This is a genomic window from Rhodobacteraceae bacterium Araon29, assembly GCA_039640505.1.
Lineage (GTDB): Bacteria > Pseudomonadota > Alphaproteobacteria > Rhodobacterales > Rhodobacteraceae > CABZJG01.
This window is the reverse complement of the sequence record CP046865.1, coordinates 1,803,027-1,823,873: the sequence shown is the minus strand read 5'-3', so window position 1 is coordinate 1,823,873 and position 20,847 is coordinate 1,803,027. Positions and strand designations below refer to the sequence as shown.

Annotated in this window: 13 protein-coding genes and 4 pseudogenes; 4 read left to right on the top strand and 13 right to left on the bottom strand. The window is 50.9% G+C overall.

Features of this window, described 5'->3' with window-relative positions; all coding sequences use genetic code 11:
- Positions 1–67 precede the first annotated feature (67 nt).
- Positions 68–754, top strand: a complete 687-nt coding sequence (locus GN278_08845) for a hypothetical protein (GenBank protein ID XAT60829.1) — start codon at positions 68–70, stop codon at positions 752–754.
- Between the two features lie 10 nt (positions 755–764).
- On the opposite strand, the gene GN278_08840 is transcribed toward GN278_08845, so the two are convergent.
- The 8 genes and pseudogenes from GN278_08840 to GN278_08805 all read right to left on the bottom strand — a co-directional run bounded on the left by GN278_08840 (position 765) and on the right by GN278_08805 (position 10,886).
- Positions 765–1,688, bottom strand: a complete 924-nt coding sequence (locus GN278_08840; GenBank protein XAT60828.1) for a hypothetical protein — start codon at positions 1,686–1,688, stop codon at positions 765–767.
- A gap of 13 nt (positions 1,689–1,701) precedes the next feature.
- Positions 1,702–3,279, bottom strand: coding sequence for a phosphoesterase (locus GN278_08835; protein XAT60827.1), 1,578 nt, complete (start codon positions 3,277–3,279; stop codon positions 1,702–1,704).
- Positions 3,210–3,956 (bottom strand): hypothetical protein, encoded by a 747-nt coding sequence (locus tag GN278_08830; GenBank protein ID XAT60826.1) that lies wholly within the window; start codon positions 3,954–3,956, stop codon positions 3,210–3,212. The genes GN278_08835 and GN278_08830 overlap by 70 nt, the downstream gene beginning before the upstream one ends.
- Entirely contained in the window at positions 3,953–4,687 is a 735-nt protein-coding gene (locus tag GN278_08825; GenBank protein ID XAT60825.1) for a hypothetical protein, read from the bottom strand. The genes GN278_08830 and GN278_08825 overlap by 4 nt, the downstream gene beginning before the upstream one ends.
- The gene (locus GN278_08820; protein XAT60824.1) at positions 4,688–6,406 is read right to left on the bottom strand and encodes a hypothetical protein; all 1,719 of its coding nucleotides are present in this window, start codon (positions 6,404–6,406) and stop codon (positions 4,688–4,690) included.
- Entirely contained in the window at positions 6,403–7,551 is a 1,149-nt protein-coding gene (locus GN278_08815) for a hypothetical protein (GenBank protein XAT60823.1), read from the bottom strand. Before GN278_08815 ends, GN278_08820 begins: the two co-directional genes overlap by 4 nt.
- 8 nt (positions 7,552–7,559) lie before the next feature.
- Positions 7,560–8,720: a ferritin-like family protein gene (locus GN278_08810; GenBank protein ID XAT60822.1), complete on the bottom strand. Its 1,161-nt coding sequence runs from the start codon at positions 8,718–8,720 to the stop codon at positions 7,560–7,562.
- A gap of 1,173 nt (positions 8,721–9,893) precedes the next feature.
- Positions 9,894–10,886, bottom strand: a pseudogene (locus GN278_08805) (IS66 family transposase).
- Between the two features lie 3 nt (positions 10,887–10,889).
- On the opposite strand from GN278_08805, the pseudogene GN278_08800 reads away from it, so the two are divergent.
- Together GN278_08800 and GN278_08795 are read left to right on the top strand one after the other, a co-directional pair.
- Positions 10,890–11,315: pseudogene (locus GN278_08800) on the top strand (hypothetical protein).
- 88 nt (positions 11,316–11,403) lie between these two features.
- Positions 11,404–14,337: pseudogene (locus GN278_08795) on the top strand (class I SAM-dependent DNA methyltransferase).
- Between the two features lie 87 nt (positions 14,338–14,424).
- Here GN278_08795 and tnpB read toward each other — a convergent pair.
- The 4 genes and pseudogenes from tnpB to uvrA form a co-directional block, all read right to left on the bottom strand.
- Positions 14,425–14,760, bottom strand: a pseudogene (gene tnpB / locus GN278_08790) (IS66 family insertion sequence element accessory protein TnpB).
- Positions 14,757–14,894, bottom strand: a complete 138-nt coding sequence (locus GN278_08785) for an oxidoreductase (protein ID XAT62608.1) — start codon at positions 14,892–14,894, stop codon at positions 14,757–14,759. Before GN278_08785 ends, tnpB begins: the two are co-directional and overlap by 4 nt.
- 120 nt (positions 14,895–15,014) lie before the next feature.
- Entirely contained in the window at positions 15,015–15,158 is a 144-nt protein-coding gene (locus tag GN278_08780) for a hypothetical protein (protein ID XAT60821.1), read from the bottom strand.
- Between the two features lie 94 nt (positions 15,159–15,252).
- Complete coding sequence (gene uvrA / locus GN278_08775) at positions 15,253–18,111, bottom strand: excinuclease ABC subunit UvrA (protein ID XAT60820.1); 2,859 nt, start codon at positions 18,109–18,111, stop codon at positions 15,253–15,255.
- Positions 18,112–18,571: 460 nt separating this feature from the next.
- Here uvrA and GN278_08770 point away from each other — a divergent pair, with 460 nt between their 5' ends.
- Positions 18,572–19,513, top strand: a complete 942-nt coding sequence (locus GN278_08770; GenBank protein ID XAT60819.1) for an ROK family protein — start codon at positions 18,572–18,574, stop codon at positions 19,511–19,513.
- On the opposite strand, the gene GN278_08765 is transcribed toward GN278_08770, so the two are convergent.
- A complete protein-coding gene (locus tag GN278_08765; GenBank protein XAT60818.1) occupies positions 19,491–20,726 on the bottom strand; it encodes an MFS transporter in 1,236 nt (411 codons plus the stop codon). The genes GN278_08770 and GN278_08765 overlap by 23 nt on opposite strands.
- Positions 20,727–20,847: the final 121 nt, after the last annotated feature.

Below are 20,847 nucleotides of genomic sequence, written 5' to 3'. Positions count from 1 at the left end.
TCAGAGATATGCTTATACGAACTGATATTTTACTGTTCCCGGTCTTCAGAGTAGAAGCCTCCAAAAGGTGAGTTACACCACGCAAGATCTTTATGCGAGCTGCGCTGTGCTCGTTTTGTTTATTTGCAACCTTGTGGCGATGCGGCTTTGGCAACCTGCCCAGGCACGTCCTTGGACCACATCATTTGCTGGCGGTGCTGCGGCTGCCTATGTGTTTCTGGTCCTGATCCCGGAGATTGAAAACGGCCACCGAATACTCGGCAAGAATATCCATTTGGTCACGTTGGTAGGCTTTGTATTGTTTTACATCGCGTCGGTTATTATTTCCCAAAAAAGGGAAAGGCCAGGTGTTGTGACCTACGGTTTTGAGATGACACAGGCCGTTATCTACCAATTTCTGCTGGTCTTTACGTTGCATGAAAATATTCCCGAAAACCTTTGGATGGCGCTGATATTTGTCCTAGGTCCGGGCCTTCATCTGATCCAGCAACGTCATGGGTTGGCCAGCAGCGTTCCGCAAAGCCAGGGCAGAATGACAACCGGAATGCTGGAAGGCGCATTGCTGGCGGGTTGGCTGGTTGGATTTCTGACGGAATTTTCCATTGAGATCATCGGCTTTCTGACCGCACTGATCGCCGGGTCCATCATGTTGCGCGCGTTTAAAGAAGAGCTATCAGCGCGCAAAAACCTATCCCCGCTGGCCTTTTCTGCTGGTATATTGATTGTGGGGCTACCCGGCCTGATGACCGGGTAAACCAATCGATCTAGACAAAGAGCCCATAGTTCTGATCACCCAACCGATAGGTAAGGATCGTTTCTGCATTTGCAAAAGCCCTTTCAGTGGCTTCGGTCGTCCATCCCATGCAATCGCCATGTACCCGGTTCAACCTGACTTCACCTGTCGCGCTCAGATAAGTCAGGAAATACGGATCTCCGGAGCCAACCATAAAGGGTCGCACAATATTAAGCGTCTGATCATCCTTCAGTTTCAGATGCGATCCTACCTCGTTGGTACCGGCGCTTAGATCATTCCAGACGTGATCAATATTCACATTTGGCTTCCAGGTGTTGGTCTTTAAGAAAAAGCTTTCTGCACCCCAAGTGAAAAACGCAAACCTTGTCCAGCCCTTGGCCCATTGATGCGCCCAGACACTTTCTACCACTAAAGGTGGCGATTTTCCGGTTGAGGTGGCCGTCGCCGATATCGTCCAGATATTCACTGCGCCATCTTCGGTGTTATATCCCAGCACAAAATTCTGGCCCAAAGAGTTCAGGCACCGCACTTCGCTTAGGTTGTTGGTGTAGGGGTAGCGCAGATGATAAAAATGCAGCGGGTGCTCTGAGTGCAGTGATTTCGTAAGCGGGAAGAAATACATATGCCCATTCTTCGCCTGATAGGCGAGGATATGCGGATGGTTCATCATGTAAAAGGGCTGGATCGAATCCCAGCCTTTGCCAAAGTCAAAGATGTTCGCAACTTCCTTCACCCACGGCGCCTTGTCCAATAGCTCATAAGTATCGCAGGTGCCGGATGCGCTATCGTATCCGATCAGCATTTCAGTGCCATAGTTGTCATAGGTGGTCATGGCCGTATAAACGCGCTTCAGGGGAACGGCCCCCAGATCGGTCCAATCCATTTTGTTACGGCTGTTGGTCTGGGTCATTGAATATAACTGGGCGGATGTCATGGGCACTCTCCTGTTATGAGATGTTTTCTGAATAAATTTTGATGGGTTTGGGATCGGCGCCGTTGATCTGGTAATAACTGCAATGCGCGGCCTTGCCCGCGCCATTCAGTTTCAGAATTTGATACCCCCGATTGTACCAACCGCCAGTCATGGCGAGCTGAGTATCAGGGATCAACGGAACCGGGTTGTTTGCCTTATAGGGGGTTTCTTTTTCTGCGACCGGGATTGCAGAATGACCGATGCATCGCCCCTTGTGCAGCGTTTTCCACGGATCATCCGGCGCTTCAGATGGCGCAGGGCGGCCTTCGGGGCGATAGTCATCCTCAAATATACAAAGATTATGCTCATGGCCCCAGAACCACGCTGCCACTTTATCGAAATAGGGGCCCATCGCTTGCCACAGTGCGATATTCACCCCCGGCCTTGCATAATCATCCGGGGATGTCGGGTCAGCACCCACTTTCTGATTGGCTGAATAAAGCTGGTGATGGCCAAACAAGATCGACCGACCCTGGAACTGGCCAAGATGATAGCGATGCCAGTCTACTTCATCGGGTCTGAGATGCACCATTTCAGGTGGCTTCACCGGATCACGCACGTCTTTTGGATTCACGCCCATCGCCTTAAGCGCTTTGGCCAGTTTATCACCTTTAACGCCCATGTAATGCCCGTGATATCCGGTATCCATGCCAAGAAATTGCCAACCGCCATCTTCGGTTGTCAGCTTAAAGAAACTCGCCCGCTGAGATTGATCAGGGCTATGAACAAGCGTCCTGCTGTCCAGACATTTGAAATAGGGAAACGCTCCCGAAAAATATTCGTGATTGCCAGGCAGTGTATAAACCGGCGGCGCATGACCAGCTGCATCAAATGCCGCTTTCAACAGGCCCACAAAGTAGTGGTCAAACTCCCATTGGGTGCCGGAATAATAAACATCGCCCACATGCAATATGACGTCCGGTTTGAATGACAGTGCAGAGGCCAAAACCCTCGCTGCAATATCCACTCCGGTCCCGATATCACCAATCAGCGCCACGGTTGCATTCGATGGCAAGCACCACTCGATCGTACCGAAATTCAGGTCACCATTCCCGTATTTCGGATCGCGCCATGATCGATAATCCAGAACCCCGCCGGTATGCCCCGGATAGGCCCAGAAATAGGCGACATATTGGTCAAACATCCGCTGCCAGTCCGGATTGCCAAAGGTGAAGCGGTCAAGCTGCGCCTGCAGGTCGGATTCTATCTTCTTATTCAGGGTAAATCCCGCGTGGGCTTTGTGATGCATCAGATAGGCCAGATAAGCGGCAGCTTCAGGATCACTGGCATCGGTGGTTGCCGGGCGGGGGATCGTCTTGCCTTTCAGGGCATGTGCCGCATAATCATCCACGCCGCGCAGCAATGGGTGATCAATGGGCACGCCAGCGCGCGGGTCATGATCCGTGGTTGTGGCCACCACATGGGCCGCCGCTGCTTTCAACCGTGCCAGATCCGGGTTTTCATAATTATGTATCGCCTGGGTCATGATGTGCCGGGGCGTACCAGCTGGATATTCAGGCAATTGGGCGCCTGCATCGGAATGCCCGGCCATTCGGTCCACAGCCCTGCAGGCGGCGTATAACTCTCGGCGGATCGGTTCAGACACGCGTCAGCGACGCCACTAAGACCGTCAAACGCTCCAGTCTTGTCAGCTCCAGCACCCCAAAGCACCCAGGCAACGATGTAATCGGCCCCAATGCAAAACAATCCGCCGTCCAGACCCGCCCGCGATTGCAGGCCTTTGGCCCAAGTCGCCACCTCAGACTGAAAGTCGTCAGATGTCACATCCCCGTTCCGGGCGCCGATGAAATGATCAACTTCTTCGATCATCCAATCGGCAGGCGCATCTATCAGATAATAGGGGGTCTCTTCTTTAACCTCGCCAGCGAACAACACCGGAAATTCCGCCTTGCTGCGCGTCGTGTCGTATAGATCGCCATGCAGGTTAGTGTAACAACGCACCGCCACGCATTTGAACGCGTCGTGATAGGTTTCCTGATCGGTCCAGAACATCAGGGCCGACTGGTCCGGAACACCCGCCGGTTTGTTGGCCTGATCTGGCAGGGACGGGACATAGGCGTGTAAGCCAGCATTGGGTTGCAACAGCGTGCAACCCGGCACAAACACCTCGCCCAAAAAGGCCTCAAATTGCGCCTGGGTTTTCTGTGGACTGCGAAAGCCGCGCCAGACATGAACAGAATTGGGGGGAACTTTTTGGATTTTGCTCATGCCTCAAACGCCCGCTTGAATTGCATGTTGTAGCTGTCACCGGGTACGACCGTCATACCGTGCCAGTCGCTCCATAGGGCTGCTTCGGGGGGTAGTGTCGTCGCTTTGGGGGTAAAAGCGTGTGACCAGCTACAGGCCTGCTGCAGCGCGTCAAATCCAGGATCTGTGCCATCCCCTAATTCCCAGTAAACGATGTATTGCGCACCAATGCAGACGACGGCACCGGCAATGCTCCAGCGCGCCTGAATATCGGAAATAATGGTTTGTAGCTCTGAAAATTGCTGCGCCGTATCACCGGGGGCAAGCCCGCCAACCAAATGGCGAACCCCGCCATGCATCCAGTCGGCAGGCGCATCAATCAGGTAATAGCATTGATTAAGCGCTATCTTATTTTCATATAAAACAGGAAAATCCGCCCGGCTTTCCGGCGTGTAACAACCGCCATGGGTTAACGTATAGGTGCGTCCAGCCAGCGTGTTAAAGCCATCATGATAGGTCTGCTGTGAATTCCAGAACAGGACGGCGGTTTCATCCGGCACAATGTCAGGCTTATCGGTCATGCCGCAGGGAATGGTTGGAATATAGGTATCCAACCCGTTCTTGATCTGCATTTGAACTGTTGACGGAATAAAGGTCTGGCCCAGCCGTTGAAAGAAATCATCCTGGCTTAGGGTGCTTTGGCGAAAACCGCGCCAGACGCGCACGGCATCGGGGGGGATTTGAAAGCTCATTTAACCTTTCCCTGTGGCTGAAATTTCGGCGGCAACCTTGTCAAGAAAGCCAATGGGCAAAGGCGTCTCATCCGGCTTGCCATAGGGGCATCCTTCGGGGAATTGCCAATGGGTGTTTACACAGAATTTGCAGGGGCCAGCGCCGCGCGACAAGTAATTCCCCGCATCATCCCAAGACAGCGCGCCGGTGTCATAAAGATGGCCCAGCACATCCGCCATGGTTTCATGGGCGTTATAGTAGCTGGCCTTCAGATCCGACCATGCCCTGGGCCAGTCTGATTTGATCTTCGCCAAAATCGCAGGTGCATCCGTTTCCGAAAACTGAAACGCGTCATATCCGAATTCCGCTTTGTCAAACGTGATGCGTTTGTCCGTTTCCAGGAATTTGACGCATTCCGGCGAATTTTCCTTCAGATCCGCCAGCCACTTATGGCTCAACCGGAACTGCGGCAGGAAATTCGCATCATAAGAAAAATGCGGCGTTACGATGATCAGCGTGTCAATCTCAAACGCCTGACCATCTACATTTGTCGAATAGGAAAACATCGTGGGCTTGTCATTATCCGCCGTTTCCCGGAACAAAGTGAAAGCATTATCATAGGGATGCACCGGTAGGGGCGGATCGCGCTTGATATGTGCCCCAAACGCATGCCGGAACATGGTGTACGAGCTTTCACCAACGAGAAACAGCACCGCCGGTTTTGTCATGATCAGCTGTTTAAGCGCCCAGCCATTCTGGGTGACACAATTTAAGATGATTTTGTTTTCGCTGGCTTTGGATCCGCCTAAGAAACCGGGGTTCCAATGTGGCGACGCGCAGGCCACCATATCCAGCTGGCAGACGTCCTCGCCAATCTGCAGATCGGCCGTGTGTCCGTTGTCATCAAGATAATGAGAAAACGCGTTCAGGGTCGGAACGAACTGTTCATAGTAGGTTTGCAGTTCCTGATAGATATCCACGCCTTCGTCTGCCGGGATCGACATCTTTGAAATAATAGCATCGCCCTTCTTAAAGGCGTTATCCGGCTTTTCATGATCGAACAGCAGAACATAGCGCGGCGTTCCAGTGTCGCGTTCCAGTGTCAGCTGTATCTTTTCACCCGATGTATATTCGATGCCCACTTCAAATGTCGGCCCGGCATCCGTACGCTTCGCTTCGATGATCTTGCCATCCTCAGCCGCAATCACCTGATCTTCCGTCACGGTTACGTTGGCCGTGGGGGTTATCGAGGTTCCGCCGATCAGGAACTTCTTAACCTCATCAAAAGCAAATCGCTCCTGATACACATTCCGGTAACGATAGTAATAGGCATATTTGGCAAAGCCATCGGTGTTGTCATCATCGGTAAACCCCGGATAAACCCATGACGTGCCTTTCGTGCCCGGGCTGAACGCTGTCATGTTGGGATTGATCCCCATCGTCATGATCGGCGCCTTGCGGCACCCATCCATGACCTCACCATTGGGATACCCTTCCTCCCGGGTCACCCCTTTGACCCAGTCAAAGATTTCCGGCGTGCCATCGGGTGTTTTGGTTTTGGGGTAATCCGTCAGGAAATCATAAATTGGGTAGGGACCATAAATTTGTTTGGACGGATCCTTTGGCCAGAAAAAGTTGCAGGTCCCGCAGGGGCGCACGTTATAGACCAGCTCAATTTCCATCGGGTCCTTGGCGGGGCGCGGCGTAAGCTGCCGGGGCGGATCATAGGCGCGGGTCATGAGCGGGCCTTCAGATCTTTGTCTGCGGCAATGGTCCCCCAGGTCAGCAGCGCACCGTTCATCGAGCTGTAAAAGCCGTAATGCTGGTAAATCTGCCCGGACCACGCTTCGCGCAGTGCAGTTGGAATGTCCCCGCCCGATTGCGTTTTCGTAGGAACAATCGGGTCCGAGATATTGCGGACAAACACATAATCGCGGCCCATTTCCCCGGCGACATAACCAATCACCGAATCATCCATTTCCAGCGCGGAATACTGATCAGTGTCAGTCCCGTCCGAGATAAAATAGTAATCCGTGGTCAGCAGGGGCACGTCTTTTTTGTTCAGCCCCTTGGGCGCATTCAGCCCTTCAATGGCAGCGTTCTTGAAATCGGCAACCGTGTAATGCCCCGCCCAGTCTGTATTGCCATCTTTAGGGTCATGAATGGCCTTGCACAGCAGGTATTCCAGATACTCATCCGTTACGACGTTGCTCAGCTTGAACAACAGATTATCCTGCAACTTGTCATTCAGATCCATCGCAGGGAACCAACTGGTGCAGGCTACGGATTTATCGTTCAGATCGGCGTCCTTGTTTTCAGGTTTCTTGATACGGATCGTACCGGCATTGGTAATCGCAGTATCGCCCAGCTTTTCGTTTACGGTCGCACCCCCTGCGGTGCCGATGGTGTAAACGCGTTGCGGGTCGGCCTCGTTGATAACCTCCCGAACCATCTGCATGAGGCCCCCGGCCCAGGGCGGGTGGGCCAGATGCGCGTCGGATTTCCACAGCAATACCCGCAAGGCCTCACCTGCGGCATTAGTGATCTCGACCATCCGGTAGAAACCCCACAGATAATAGGCGCCTTTGATGTATTTGTCGTTGGATCGCCAATACCACCCTGATCTGAAGCTGTGCGACGTGACATGCGCCTCGCTGTCGGACGAGACAAATACATGGTCCAGCGCGTTCCACTCGGTGGCGGTCCAGGTCATCACAACAATGTCTGCCTTGGGCAGCGGCGTATCTTTCCCGGGCTTGCCCAGATCAATATGCTTCGGTGTTGTTGCGCCTATCTTTGACCAATCAATCACTGGCAAAGGGGGCAGGTTTCCGGGACTGGCGCAGGAAGGAGTAAGGGCGTCAGAAAGGCGGGTAAGTGTCATATCAATTCCTAGCTTGCGTTGGAGTTGTAAAAACGCGGCCCGTAGAAAACGGGTTGGCTCAGGTCGGTGTATTCGGCCAGTGTCGCGGCCTCTTCACTGCCATAAAATCTTGGAAGCTTTGCAATCAGCTCGGCAGGGATCTGATGGCGCATGATGTAAAAGCATGACAGCACCCGCATATCCGTCATCGATGCCACAGCCTTTCCAAAACTAGACCAGGACTGGGCCGCAGGCCCGTTCCACATCGCATCCAGATCATCCATGATGCTGACATAGGTATTATCGAAATTCTCGATCGTCTTGCGCACCTCGGCGCCGTTTGGATCGGCGTTCAGCAACGCATCATAACCGTCGGAAGGCACGGCCAGCACATTCGTGACCACTGGCCAGGGCACCGGGTGACCTTTGAAAAACTCAGCTTCGGTTTCGGGGGTCAGTTTGGGTTTCGACGCCGGGACTTGCATTTTTGCACCAAAATAAATCTCGGCAAACCGGGCATAATGGCTTTCTTCGCCTTCGTAGTCTTCGGCATAAAGATCCTCTGCATCTGATCCTTCGCCCTGCTCAATGATCTCATCAATACCATCCAGAAACTGCTCAACCGGCATGCGCGGATCATCCAGCGTGAATGTGGTGAACCCGATATTGTCGCCTACCTGATTGGGATATGTGTCCGCTGGGGCCGCTAAAACCTTGCGGGCTGTGGTGTTGATTTCATCCGCATTGTCCCGCATCGCCGCTTTGATCTGACCATAGAGCGCACCGATTGAAGGGTAATCTTCCCGACCGTATTTCTCCGGCAACAGGAAAGTGGGCGCCTCCAGGCGCAGGAAGTTCTTAAGCTGTGGCTTTGACAGTTTCGCAAATATGACCTGCGAGTCAGGCTCGGCGCCACCGGGCAACCCTTTAGATGGCCCGCCTGGGTTTAATGTCTTGATGGATGGCTTAACGCCCATCGCCGACAGAATATTGCAGGCGATGGCCATATGGACCATTTCTTCCATCACCACCGACCGGATCAGATTGTAAGTGGTATAGTTCTGCACCTCGAGCGAGAACATCGCAGACAGGTATAACGGTAACGTCGCCTGTTCGAGCGCTACCGCGGATTGCATCGTATCAGTGATCCACTGAACATCATATTTCGAACGCAGGTCGCTTGTTGTCATGCGTTAATAATCCTTCTCAAAGAGATGATCCGAAATGACAACTTCATAAGTTTGTAAAAGATCCATAGCATAAACCTTAAATATGCATCCCCTTTAAGTCAACTAAAAGTTGTATCCTGGAACAATTAACAACCCAAGAATTGGAATGCACCAGACGTCAACGGTGACATCATTCTGTGGGATCAAACCGAACGAGACCGAAGAATGTCAAATGAATGGCTGCTTTTGGAAAGCTGCAGTTCACCGTTTGACATCATCTTCGGTAACGACAATCCCAGGCGGCAAACGAGTGGAAGCAGTCATTTGAAAATTCTAGCCAAAGGGCATTATTGTCCCGCATCTTTCCAGTTCATGCGTGGCGCAGCGAACGGCAACTGCTTTCGTATGTTCTTACATTGTTCTGAATTTTGGCCACTTTTGCACGTTCGGGCCAGTCAGGCCATGAAGTGGGAAATCCGATGGGAAAACCCTGATTGAAATTACACAGCAATCAATAATTGAGGTAATAGGAAAGGATAATGACCGGATTGCTCATCCCAACTTCATATAAGAAGGCCCCTCAGGAACGGTGGGCAAGTCATGGGTTATCTGCGCTAAGTTAAGATGGACATACTTGTCTGTGCAGTAACCGTTTAGGACGTATTAGGGGTCGCTTTTGGTAGGGGGCGGAATCGTATCATAGGGTACTCCCGACCTTCGTATTTGAAAAAAAGAGGATACTTTAATGGATTTAATAACAATTTTTGTCTTAGGGTTTGCTTGTCTAATTGTTGGTTGGGGGTTGGGCAAGATTATAAAAAAATGGAAAAAAAACGTTCGCGAATATTGAAGACTTTTCCCCAACATTCAAACAAACTTTCATAACAAAACGGTCTGGTATCACTGGTGTTGCTATTGATAAGAATAGGAAAAAGCTTGCAATTAGTGTAGGGAGAGGAACCCCTTTTATATACGACTACGAACAGGTGGAAAACGCGGAAGTCGAGATAACGAAGCTTCGGTACAGGTTTCATCTTTGTCTTCGCAAGCGGCAAAAGGGGCTGCTGATGCAGTTCTTTTAGGGCCAGCAGGTTTGGTCATTGGAGCACTGACGGGAAAAAAGACATCAACGCAGTACTTGAGTAAACTGTACCCGTTTGGTCTGGGGGCTCTGGCGCGGATTTTTGGGTTCAGTTACGCTGCTATTGCAGCGTAACGCCAGGGCATCAGCTCGTTCAGACGTGTGATTTTATGGTCTGCGATTTGGGCAAGGACCCATGTGAGCCACGCCTGTGGGTCAACGCTGTTGAGTTTGGCGGTCTCAATGAGGGTATAGGCGATGGCCGCAGTCTTTCCGCCGCTCTGTGAGCCGACGAAGAGGTAATTTTTCCGGCCCAAAGCCACACAGCGCATTGATCTTTCCGCAGAATTGTTATCCAATTCCAGGAAGCCATTTTCCAAATATCCGCGCATTTTCGTCATTCGGTCCAGGGCATAGCGGATGGCTTTGGCCAGTTCTGACTTGCCCGAGATGCGGTTCAGCTGGGCATCCAGCCAGGTTTCCAATTCATCAAAGACCGGTTTGGCGTCGCGTTGGCGCAGGGCGACCCGTTCTTCGGGCGGCTTACCACGGGCAGCCTTCTCAACCTTGTAGAGAAGCGCGATGCGTTTGATGGCTTCTTCGGCGATCTGTGATTGCTGCGACTGGAAGATATCGACAAATTTGCGCCTGACATGGGCCATGCAGGCCATCTCATGAACCTCATCCTTGGCGAACAAGTCGTTGAAGCCCGCGTAGCCATCTGCATGGATCCATCCCTTGTACTGGCTAAGGTGATCGGTGGGATGCTTGCCTTGCCTGTCCGTGCTGAACTTATATCAAGCCGCCGGGGGATCACCGCTGGCCCAAGGCCGCCCGTCACGCACATAAGTCCAGATGCGTGCGGTTGCGCATTTCTTTTTGGCCTGCATTTTGATCGGCGTATCGTCCGCGAAAATAGCTTGTCCCTGACGAACATGCCGCCCGATGGCATCGGCCAGAGGTTCCAGTAGCTTTGAGGACTGACCAACCCAACCCGCCAGTGTGGACCGGTCCAGATCAATTCCCTCGCGGCCAAATATCTGCGATTGGCGATAAAGCGGAAGGTGATCTGCGTACTTATTGACCAACACATGCGCCAGAAGACCAGTGACTGGGAGCCAATCAACCAACCTGTCGTAATAACCCACACAGATTGCCATTACGGCAATACACGCCCATATTTTATGTGTCTGGGCATCGTGAACGGTTGCCACTGCAGGCGACGGGTTGGCAAGCTGTTCTATGGCAGGCGCTACTTCCTCTGTCGATATTGCTACAACATCGCATATACCAGCCAGTCAGAACCCCGCTACGACCGCATGTTGCGCCGCGCCAACAAACTGCGCATGGCGCTGGGCGGCAAACGGGGTACAGCCTATTGGATAGCGCCCAAACCTAAAGGCATGTGGCAACGCACTTACCAGCGCAAACGGTTCGAAATAGAGTGGTGCGAGAACCAAGCAAACCAACTTTTCACAGCAAAATATGCCCATCTCCTCAGCTTAGGAGAACGCGAAATAAATTTCCGTGAATAATTGAATCAGGACCACTAACACGACCGACAGTTGACCTTACCCAATCAATCGCCTCTATTGCTGGAAACTAGTACGCCTAGGAATTATTATGACGCCCCAAGCATTTATTAAAAAGTGGCACAATAACGAACTCAAAGAGCGGTCTGCCTCTCAGTCCCATTTCAACGACCTTTGTAAATTGTTGGACATTGAAGACCCAACTACTGCGGATAGTAAGGGAGAATGGTTCACTTTCGAGAAAGGCGCGTCAAAGACCAGAGGTGGTGATGGTTGGGCGGACGTTTGGCGCAAGGATTGCTTTGCTTGGGAGTATAAGGGCAAGCGCGCCAATCTCGACAAGGCGTTCGACCAACTCCTGCAATATGCAATCGCGCTGCAAAACCCGCCGCTTCTCATTGTGTCCGATATGGACGTCATTCGCATCCACACCAACTGGACCAACACCGTCCAGAGAGTCCACACCATCCCACTGGACGACCTGACAGACGCCGCAAACCGTGACTTGTTGCGCAATGCCTTCCTTGATCCTGAAAAGCTCAAACCGACCAAGACCCGCCAACTGGTCACCGAACAAGCCGCCCAGAACTTTGCCAACATGGCCCAGCGCCTACGCGAACGCGGTCACGACCCGCAAGAGGTCGCGCATTTCATCAATCGCCTGGTGTTTTGTATGTTCGCGGAAGACGTAGAACTTCTGCCTAATAAAATGTTTGAGCGGATGATTAAAACCGCCCGCCCCAAGCCTGAGACTTTCGCCACCCATGCCAAGGCGCTGTTTGGTGCGATGAAAACAGGTGGCTTGGTCGGCTTTGAAACAGTAGAGTGGTTCAACGGCGGCTTGTTTGACAGTGACGATGTGTTGCAGCTGGAGTGGCAGGACTTGGACGACCTTATTCGTGCGGCTACGCTGGATTGGTCCGATATTGACCCCTCTATCCTTGGCACTTTGTTAGAGCGTGGATTGGACCCTGCCAAGCGCAGCCAGCTCGGCGCGCATTACACCGACCGCGACAAAATCATGCAAATCGTCAATCCGGTGATTGTCGAACCGCTTTTGGCGGAATGGGCAGAAGTGAAAGCACAAATTGAGGCGCAACTGGACAAGGCCCCTAAGGCCACCAAGGAAAAGCTCCTCAGCACCAAAGAGAAATCCGCCGTGACGCGCGCGCTGGATAAGGCGGAAAAGCTGCACCTGAAATTTATCGAACGGCTCAAAGCGTTTCGCGCGCTCGATCCTGCCTGCGGATCTGGCAACTTCCTCTATATCGCGTTGCTGGAACTGAAAAACATCGAACACCGCGTGAACCTAGAGGCCGAGGCGCTGGGCCTTCCACGCGGCTTTCCCCAACTGGGGCCAGAGGTGGTGCTGGGGATTGAGCTGTCCTCCTACGCGGCGGAACTGGCGCGGGTGTCTGTCTGGATTGGCGAAATCCAGTGGATGCGAAGGAATGGCTTTGAAGCGGCCAAGAACCCGGTTTTGCGAACTCTCAAATCTGCCGATGGAGTAGACACGATTGAAAACAGGGATGCGGTCCTTGCCCCAGATGGGGCGCAATCGAGGTGGCCCAAAGCGGACGTAGTTATCGGGAATCCGCCGTTTTTGGGCAATAAAAAGATGATCGCCGAACTAGGCGAGGATTATACCCTCGCTCTACGCAATGCCTACAAAGATACGCCGGGTGGTGTTGATCTGGTGGCCTATTGGTTTGTGAAGGCATGGGCGCAGATGCAGTCGGCGCAGTTGGTGACGGCAGGCCTAGTCTCGACCAACTCAATACGCGGTGGCGCAAACCGTGAAGTGCTCAAGCCAGTTGTCAATGTCGGCAGCATCTTTGAAGCTTGGAGCGACGAAGAATAGACAGTGGACGGTGCTGCGGTGCGCGTTTCATTGATTTCTTTCAGTTCAGGCAAGTCAGCGCATGGGAAATTAGACGGCAAGCATGTGGCCGAAATTCTTTCCGATCTGACCGCAAATACGCTTGGTATGGACCTAACCAAGTCAACGCCACTGGACGAAAATGCCTTCGTCGCCTTTCAAGGCACCATCAAAACGGGGCCGTTTGAGATCGACGGAGGCCTCGCACGAGATTGGCTCAAATTGCCTATCAACCCCAACGGCAAACGCAACGGTGATGTATTACGGCCTTGGTCAAACGGAATGGACGTAACGCGGCGTCCGTCGGGGCAATGGATCGTGGATTTTGGCACAGACATGCACGAAATCGATGCAGCCCTATACGAAGCGCCATTTTCGCATTTGCGAGAGGCTCTTAATGAGGAAAATGCGAAACGTGCCGAAGCAGGCAAACCCCTGCTGCGGGGCCGAGAATTGCGGGCGCTCGACGGTTGGTGGCTTCATCAACGGCCACGACCAGAAATGCGCAAAGGTCTCAATGGGCTTGGGAGGTATATTCTTAGTCCAAGGGTTTCAAAATATCGCCTTTTTACTTGGGTAGACGCTACAACATTGGCTGATTCCGCGATTATCGCAATCGCCCGCGATGATGACACCACCTTCGGCATCCTGCATTCCACCTTCCACGAACTCTGGTCCCTACGCATGGGTTCCTCTCTAGAGGACCGCCCCCGCTACACCCCTTCAACGACCTTCGAAACCTTCCCCTTCCCCGAAGGTCTCACCCCCAACATCCCCGCCGCCGACTATGCTGCCGACCCGCGCGCCATAAAAATCGCCACCGCCTCAGCACGTCTGAACGAATTGCGCGAAAACTGGCTCAACCCCGCCGACCTTATCGACCGCGTTCCCGAAGTTGTCGCAGGCTATCCCGAACGCATCCTGCCAAAAGATGCCGCCGCCGCCAAAGAGCTGAAAAAACGCACCCTCACCAACCTCTACAACGCCCGCCCCGCATGGCTCGACCACGCGCACAAGGCCTTGGACGAAGCCGTGGCAGAGGCCTACGGCTGGGGCGATGATTGGCGGGGTGGAAAACTGACAGAGGATGAAATCCTGTCCCGCCTGTTTCAGCTCAACCAAGAGCGCGCCAAGGCCGAGGCCAAAGCCGCCGCAAAAGCGAAAGCAAAGCCCAAAAAACCCCGCGCGAAAGGTGCCAAAAATGTCAAATAACCCAACAGTCTGGGGTGTCCACACGGGCTGCCATGTTCGCTTTGGCATACGCCAGTCAATCCCCTCCAACAGCATCGACAGTTGCGCAGGTGTCGCGCTGATCTTACCGTCCTTAGCACTGGGCCAAACGAATTTGCCCTTCTCCAAACGCTTGGAAAACATGCACGCCCCCTGGCCGTCCCACCATATAATCTTGATCAAGTCGCCCCGCCGGCCTCGAAACACAAACAGATGACCCGAATACGGGTCCTGCTTCAACACAGCTTCTGCCAAGGCTGACAAGCCATTAAACTGCTTGCGCATGTCCGTCACCCCAGCCGCCAGCCATATCTTCGTTTGTGCCGGAACCGGGATCAAACCATCAATCCTTCGACCAAAGCCAAAACAGCAGGCAATGCCGTCGCACCTTCCACCAATATACGCCGACCATCCGACAAAGTGATATCAACCCGATGCGCCGACAGTCGGGCATCCGACACCGACGGCGACATCGGCAATCGTGTGGCCGGGGATGAAACGACACCCTCTATCTCAACAGGCAGAAAGGCCGGCACTTCATCAATCTCCAGAACATCATCCGAAAAATCAGTGGCAAACCGAGGGTCGCGAAGTCACTTGTGGATCAAATTGGCATTCATCGAATACCGGCGTGCTACCTGCGCCACAGACACCCCCGACACCCGCGCCTGCCCACAAACCGAACGCTTCTCATCATCCGACCAAAACCGCTTCTTTTGACCCTTCTTTCCCGCCATAGAGTACCTCAAGATGTCCACTAACGATGGTGGACACTATCAGACACTCTAAAACACCGTTAGAGCGGGTTCACCACACGCTTACCAACCAGCGCTATTCGGCAGCTACTTTTTTCGGACTAAGAATGTCTTTAAGATAATAGCCCGTATAGCTTTTTTCGTTTTCTGCAAGCGTTTCTGGCGTTCCCATGCCGACCAATTGGCCGCCGCCATCACCGCCCTCGGGACCAATATCAATAATCCAATCAGCGGTTTTCACCACATCTAAATTATGTTCAATCACAACCACTGAATTGCCTGCATCAACTAATTCATGCAGCACCTCTAGAAGCTTACGAACATCTTCAAAGTGTAAACCGGTCGTTGGTTCATCAAGAATATAAAGCGTCCGTCCGGTGGCTCTTTTTGACAGCTCTTTCGATAACTTTACCCGCTGTGCCTCGCCCCCAGACAATGTGGTGGCTTGCTGACCCACTTTTATGTAGCCCAGTCCGACCCGTAAAAGAGCATCCATTTTTTCGCGAATGGACGGCACAGCTTGGAAAAAGCTCTGCGCCTCTTCCACCGTCATATCAAGAACGTCCGCAATGCTCTTGCCCTTGAATTTAATCTCAAGTGTTTCGCGATTATAACGCGCACCGTGGCAGGTCTCGCAGGTCACATAGACATCGGGCAAAAAGTGCATTTCAATTTTGATAACACCATCACCCTGACAGGCCTCGCAGCGGCCACCTTTTACATTAAAGCTAAATCGCCCCGGCTTATAGCCTCGGGTTTTTGCCTCGGGCATTCCCGAAAACCATTCGCGTATCGGCGTAAAGGCCCCTGTATAGGTGGCTGGATTTGATCGCGGTGTCCGGCCGATTGGGCGTTGATCAATATCAATAACCTTATCGAGATATTCCAACCCTTTTATGGTTTCACACGGTGCTGGGGTTTGCTTTGCCCCATTTAAACGCATCGACGCGGTTTTAAACAGTGTTTCTATTGTAAGAGTGGATTTCCCCCCACCTGACACGCCGGTAACGCAGACAAATTTGCCCAAGGGAAAATCAACCGTAAGCGATTGCAGATTGTTACCAGTAGCATTAACCACTTTTATCGACTTTTTATTGCCTTCTCGGCGCTCATTGGGAACAGCTATGGATCTTTGACCACTAAGGTATTGACCAGTAATTGAATTTTTATCAGCTGAAATATGATCGGGCGAGCCATGGCTGACCACTTCACCGCCGTAAACGCCAGCGCCCGGCCCTATATCAAAAACATAGTCCGCATCACGGATAGCTTCTTCGTCGTGCTCAACAACAATAACAGTATTGCCTTGATCTCGAAGGTTTTTAAGAGTGGTGAGCAACCGTCCATTATCACGCTGATGCAGCCCTATGGATGGCTCGTCTAAAACATAAAGCACGCCTGTGAGCCCACTACCTATTTGACTGGCAAGCCGAATACGTTGGCTTTCCCCGCCCGACAAAGTGCCTGCATTGCGGCTTAGGGTTAAATACTCAAGGCCAACGTTATTCAGAAATCCCAGCCGTTCGCGAATTTCCTTTAAAATAGTTGCCGCAATTTCATTTTTCTGGGCGCTTAAGTGGTTTGGTAATTCGGCACACCACCCAAAGGCCTCTTTTATCGACATGTTCACGACTTCACCGACATGTAACTTCGCCAATTTTACAGCCAAGGCTTCGGGTCGCAACCGATATCCCCCACAGCTTCCACACGGGCGATTATTTTGATAATTTTCAAACTCTTCACGCACCCAGTTACTATCAGTTTCGCGGTACCTACGCTCCATGTTTGGGATAATTCCCTCAAACACGCGTTTAACTTGATAAACCCGACCACCTTCATCATAGCGAAAATTAATTTCTTCTTCACCGGATCCATAAAGGAAAACCTGTTGCACCTTTTGGGTCAGATCTTTCCATCTTGCATCCGCGGCAAACCCATAATGATTTGCAAGAGCTTCGATGGTTTGCAGAAAATAGGGGCTTTTGCCTTTGCGCCAGGGCGCAAGTGCTCCGTCTCGGATTTTCAAAGTTTGATCCGGCACCACCAACCGTTCATCAAAAAACAATTCTACACCAAGTCCGTCACAGTCCGGGCAAGCCCCAAAAGGCGCATTAAACGAAAACAGGCGCGGCTCAATTTCAGAAATCGTAAAACCACTTTCTGGACAGGCAAAATTTTCACTGAATGTGTGACGCTCTGCTTCTTCATCTGTTGGGGCGGTTTCCAAAACTGCAATTCCATCGGCTAAATCAAGCGCAGTGCGAAAACTGTCGGCAAGCCGGGCTTCAATGCCCTCTCGAACCACGATCCGGTCCACAACCACGTCAATAAAGTGGCGGAAATTCTTGTCCAAAACAGGTGGGTCTTCTAAATCATAAAATTGATTATCAACCTTTACACGCTGGAAACCCTGTTTACGCAATTCCAAAAATTCTTTGCGATATTCGCCTTTGCGATCGCGCACAATTGGGGCCAGAAGATAGGCGCGCGTGCCTTCTGGCATTGCCATAACTCGGTCCACCATATCTTGCACCTGCTGAGCTTCGATTGGAAGACCCGTCGTTGGGCTATAAGGTGTCCCTGCCCGGGCAAATAGTAAGCGCATATAATCATAGATTTCGGTGACCGTACCAACGGTAGAGCGGGGGTTTTTGCTTGTTGTTTTCTGCTCGATAGAGATTGCAGGGCTTAAACCGGATATGTGGTCCACATCAGGCTTTTCCATCATATCCAAAAATTGGCGGGCATAAGCGCTCAGCGATTCGACATAGCGCCGTTGGCCTTCCGCATAGATCGTATCAAATGCCAAAGATGATTTTCCCGACCCAGATAAACCTGTAATAACAACAAGTTGATCTCTCGGAATATCCACATCAATAGACTTTAAATTATGTTCGCGCGCTCCGCGAACCTCAATAAACTTTAAGTCGGCCATCAAATACCCTCATTGCTTAAAGAAGAGATAAACCTTTTGTTAAGAGTCTCCAATAAAAAAATGAGAACATATCAGGAACAAGCTATCCAACTTGGGCCAAAGAAGCGGATCAAAACACTCCTAGGTGCAAAATAGTCTAGTCTCTATCTGAAGGGTGGTCACAAAAGAGAAAAGTCACCAAAGTTTTTACACAGAGCCTCTATCGAAAGTTGTGAGTGGAGTAACACAAAAATGAAAGCCAAAATGTAAAACATATTGAAGGCTCTTTTACTCAAGCCTAGTAACTTTCCAAATAGGTTTGACTTTGGGGCCATAATTTTGGCCTATAATAGAAGGGCCCATGTGTATAGGTCAGCTTGGCAAACGCTTTCAGCTCATCGCTGGTGATTATTCTGCGCTTGAGCACAGAGAAAAACCATCTTATTACGCCGATCAAAACGCAATAGCATAAGAATGTAAAATGGGTGAAAAACTTAAATTGGTAGCTGATATTGGTGGAACCAACACCCGTGTTGGACTGTCTCAAAACTCTCAGTTATTGCGTCAAAGCATACAGAAATTTCCCAATGCCAACGTTAAATCACTTGAAAATATACTAGTACACTATCTGAACGAGCAAAAATTGGACACAGTATCCGACGTCTGTGTGGCAATTGCAGGTCCGGTGCGAAACGATACTGCTCAAATGACAAACTTGTCGTGGGAAATTACAAAAGACAGTTTGGCACGCGCTACAGGCGCAAAAACAGTTGGCCTATTAAATGATTTACAGGCTCAGGGATATGCACTGGATCATTTGTCTGAGGATCAGTTGCTGCCTGTGACTGGCAAAAGACACTCAGGTTCGAAAGAAACAAAACTGGTTTGCGGTATCGGCACGGGCTTTAATGCCTGTACAGTTATTTCCTCCTCACATGGAATTGTCGTGCCCCCGGCTGAAGCGGGGCATTATCGACTGCCCGCTGCCAATCAACAACAAAAAGAAATCGTTAATATGATTGAAGCGAAGTACGGGTTTGCTTCTGTAGAAAATATTTTATCAGGGAATGGCTTGGTTGAATTAAATGAGTATTTCTGCCCTCAGACTCCGCGTAGCGCCCAAAAAGTTATTCAGGATGCCACAGAAGGATCCTGCGAAGCGCAAGAGGTTATTGGTGTATTCGGAGCCTTCATGGGATCAATTTTGGGGGACTTGGCCCTAATTACGCTGCCATTTGGTGGAATATACATCATTGGCGGCGTTGCACGTGCTGTCTTTCCCTTTTTAAATGAACAAAACTTTATCTCTAGTTTTTGCGATAAAGGTAGATTCAGTGAATTTAACTCTGAGTTCGCGGTTCACATCGTGGATGATGATTTTGCAGCGCTTAACGGCTGCGTTAGCTTTCTTGAAGAGTGTTAGATTTTACATCTTTACCGTAAAGTACCATACCTATGAGCATAAAGATCGTTGCAAAAACAAAGAACCCACTCACCCATATATATTGCGTTTCTAATCCTATATCCAAGTCAATGAGCACCCCTGTGATACCGGGTCCAATAGCTGATCCCAAAACCATGATAGCCGCGGCCATAGACTTAAGCGCCCCAAGATGCTTGGTTCCGTAAAACTCTGCCCAAAATGCATTGGGCAAAGTTGCATTTGACCCGGAAGTCATCGATAGGAAAAACAGCCCAAACACAAACACAGCGAGTCCGTTGCCAAGTGCAAAACATAAAAATGCGCAAATCATTGGCAATTGATAAAAGCCGATAAGCCGAGCTGTCCCAAAGCGATCAAGTGCCCATCCAGAAAGCACCATCATCAAAACTGATGATCCAGTGAAAAATGGGAAAAAACTCACCAGCGTGATATGCTCCCACTCTTTAACTTCGGAAAAATGAACTTGTTGAAAAAAGAACGCCGTTGAAAATGCGCTTGGCCCTAGAAGTGCGGGAACCATGCACCAAAACAGGGGATGCCTCAGGGTCTCAGAACGTGTCCAATGACGGTTTTTCATACCCAAAGACATTGCATCTCGTGCCACAGATTGAGGCGCACGTTCTTTGCTAAGTAGATGGCGCAAAATTGGGATCGCCAAAATGAGAACAAAGGCAGCAACCCACCATAAACTGCGCCAATGCATAAAGCCCATCAAAAACACAAATAATAGGGGCAAGCTGGCCTCCGCCACAGAATAGCCCATTCCCGCAATGGACAAGGCTCTACCGCGACTGGCAACAAACCACCGTGACATTGCAACAACCGCCAAGTGAGAACACATCCCCTGCCCCAACAAGCGAAGGGAAAAAATAATCACGGGCAATAGAGCCACCACATACAGATTAGCCATCGCGATAGACGAAAAGGCCAAGGCAATAATGACAACGGTTCCAAGAGTTCGGGTTCGAATATAATCGCTTGAAATACCGGCCCAAATCATCACAATGGCAGAGGCCCCTGTTCCCAATGAATAAATGCCGCCCCAAGCAGCATGTGAAAGTCCAAATTCCGCTCGGATATGACCAGAAAAGATTGATATAAAAAAGGTTTGCCCAAAGCTGGATAAAAAAGCCAGCAACGCGCCTGCCCCAAGCCAAGCAAGGTTATTTTTTAAGAACGTAAAAAACTGCATCTTTTTCCATTCCAGTGTACTCAATTTAGCTAGATTCAATTTAACCAAAAGAACAGAAAAATCTCATCTTTAAGCATGAGCGGTAATGGTATTTCTATGGAAACCATTTTTTGTTGCTAAA

What these genes read in the sequence shown, in the direction of transcription:
- GN278_08840 (XAT60828.1), bottom strand. Translation starts at nt 1,688, where the DNA reads ATGACATCCGCCCAGTTATATTCAATGACCCAGACCAACAGCCGTAAC.
- GN278_08835 (XAT60827.1), bottom strand. Translation starts at nt 3,279, where the DNA reads ATGGCCGGGCATTCCGATGCAGGCGCCCAATTGCCTGAATATCCAGCT.
- GN278_08830 (XAT60826.1), bottom strand. Translation starts at nt 3,956, where the DNA reads ATGAGCAAAATCCAAAAAGTTCCCCCCAATTCTGTTCATGTCTGGCGC.
- GN278_08825 (XAT60825.1), bottom strand. Translation starts at nt 4,687, where the DNA reads ATGAGCTTTCAAATCCCCCCCGATGCCGTGCGCGTCTGGCGCGGTTTT.
- GN278_08820 (XAT60824.1), bottom strand. Translation starts at nt 6,406, where the DNA reads ATGACCCGCGCCTATGATCCGCCCCGGCAGCTTACGCCGCGCCCCGCC.
- GN278_08815 (XAT60823.1), bottom strand. Translation starts at nt 7,551, where the DNA reads ATGACACTTACCCGCCTTTCTGACGCCCTTACTCCTTCCTGCGCCAGT.
- GN278_08810 (XAT60822.1), bottom strand. Translation starts at nt 8,720, where the DNA reads ATGACAACAAGCGACCTGCGTTCGAAATATGATGTTCAGTGGATCACT.
- GN278_08785 (XAT62608.1), bottom strand. Translation starts at nt 14,894, where the DNA reads ATGTCGCCGTCGGTGTCGGATGCCCGACTGTCGGCGCATCGGGTTGAT.
- GN278_08780 (XAT60821.1), bottom strand. Translation starts at nt 15,158, where the DNA reads ATGGCGGGAAAGAAGGGTCAAAAGAAGCGGTTTTGGTCGGATGATGAG.
- uvrA (XAT60820.1), bottom strand. Translation starts at nt 18,111, where the DNA reads ATGGCCGACTTAAAGTTTATTGAGGTTCGCGGAGCGCGCGAACATAAT.
- GN278_08770 (XAT60819.1), top strand. Translation starts at nt 18,572, where the DNA reads ATGGGTGAAAAACTTAAATTGGTAGCTGATATTGGTGGAACCAACACC.
- GN278_08765 (XAT60818.1), bottom strand. Translation starts at nt 20,726, where the DNA reads ATGCAGTTTTTTACGTTCTTAAAAAATAACCTTGCTTGGCTTGGGGCA.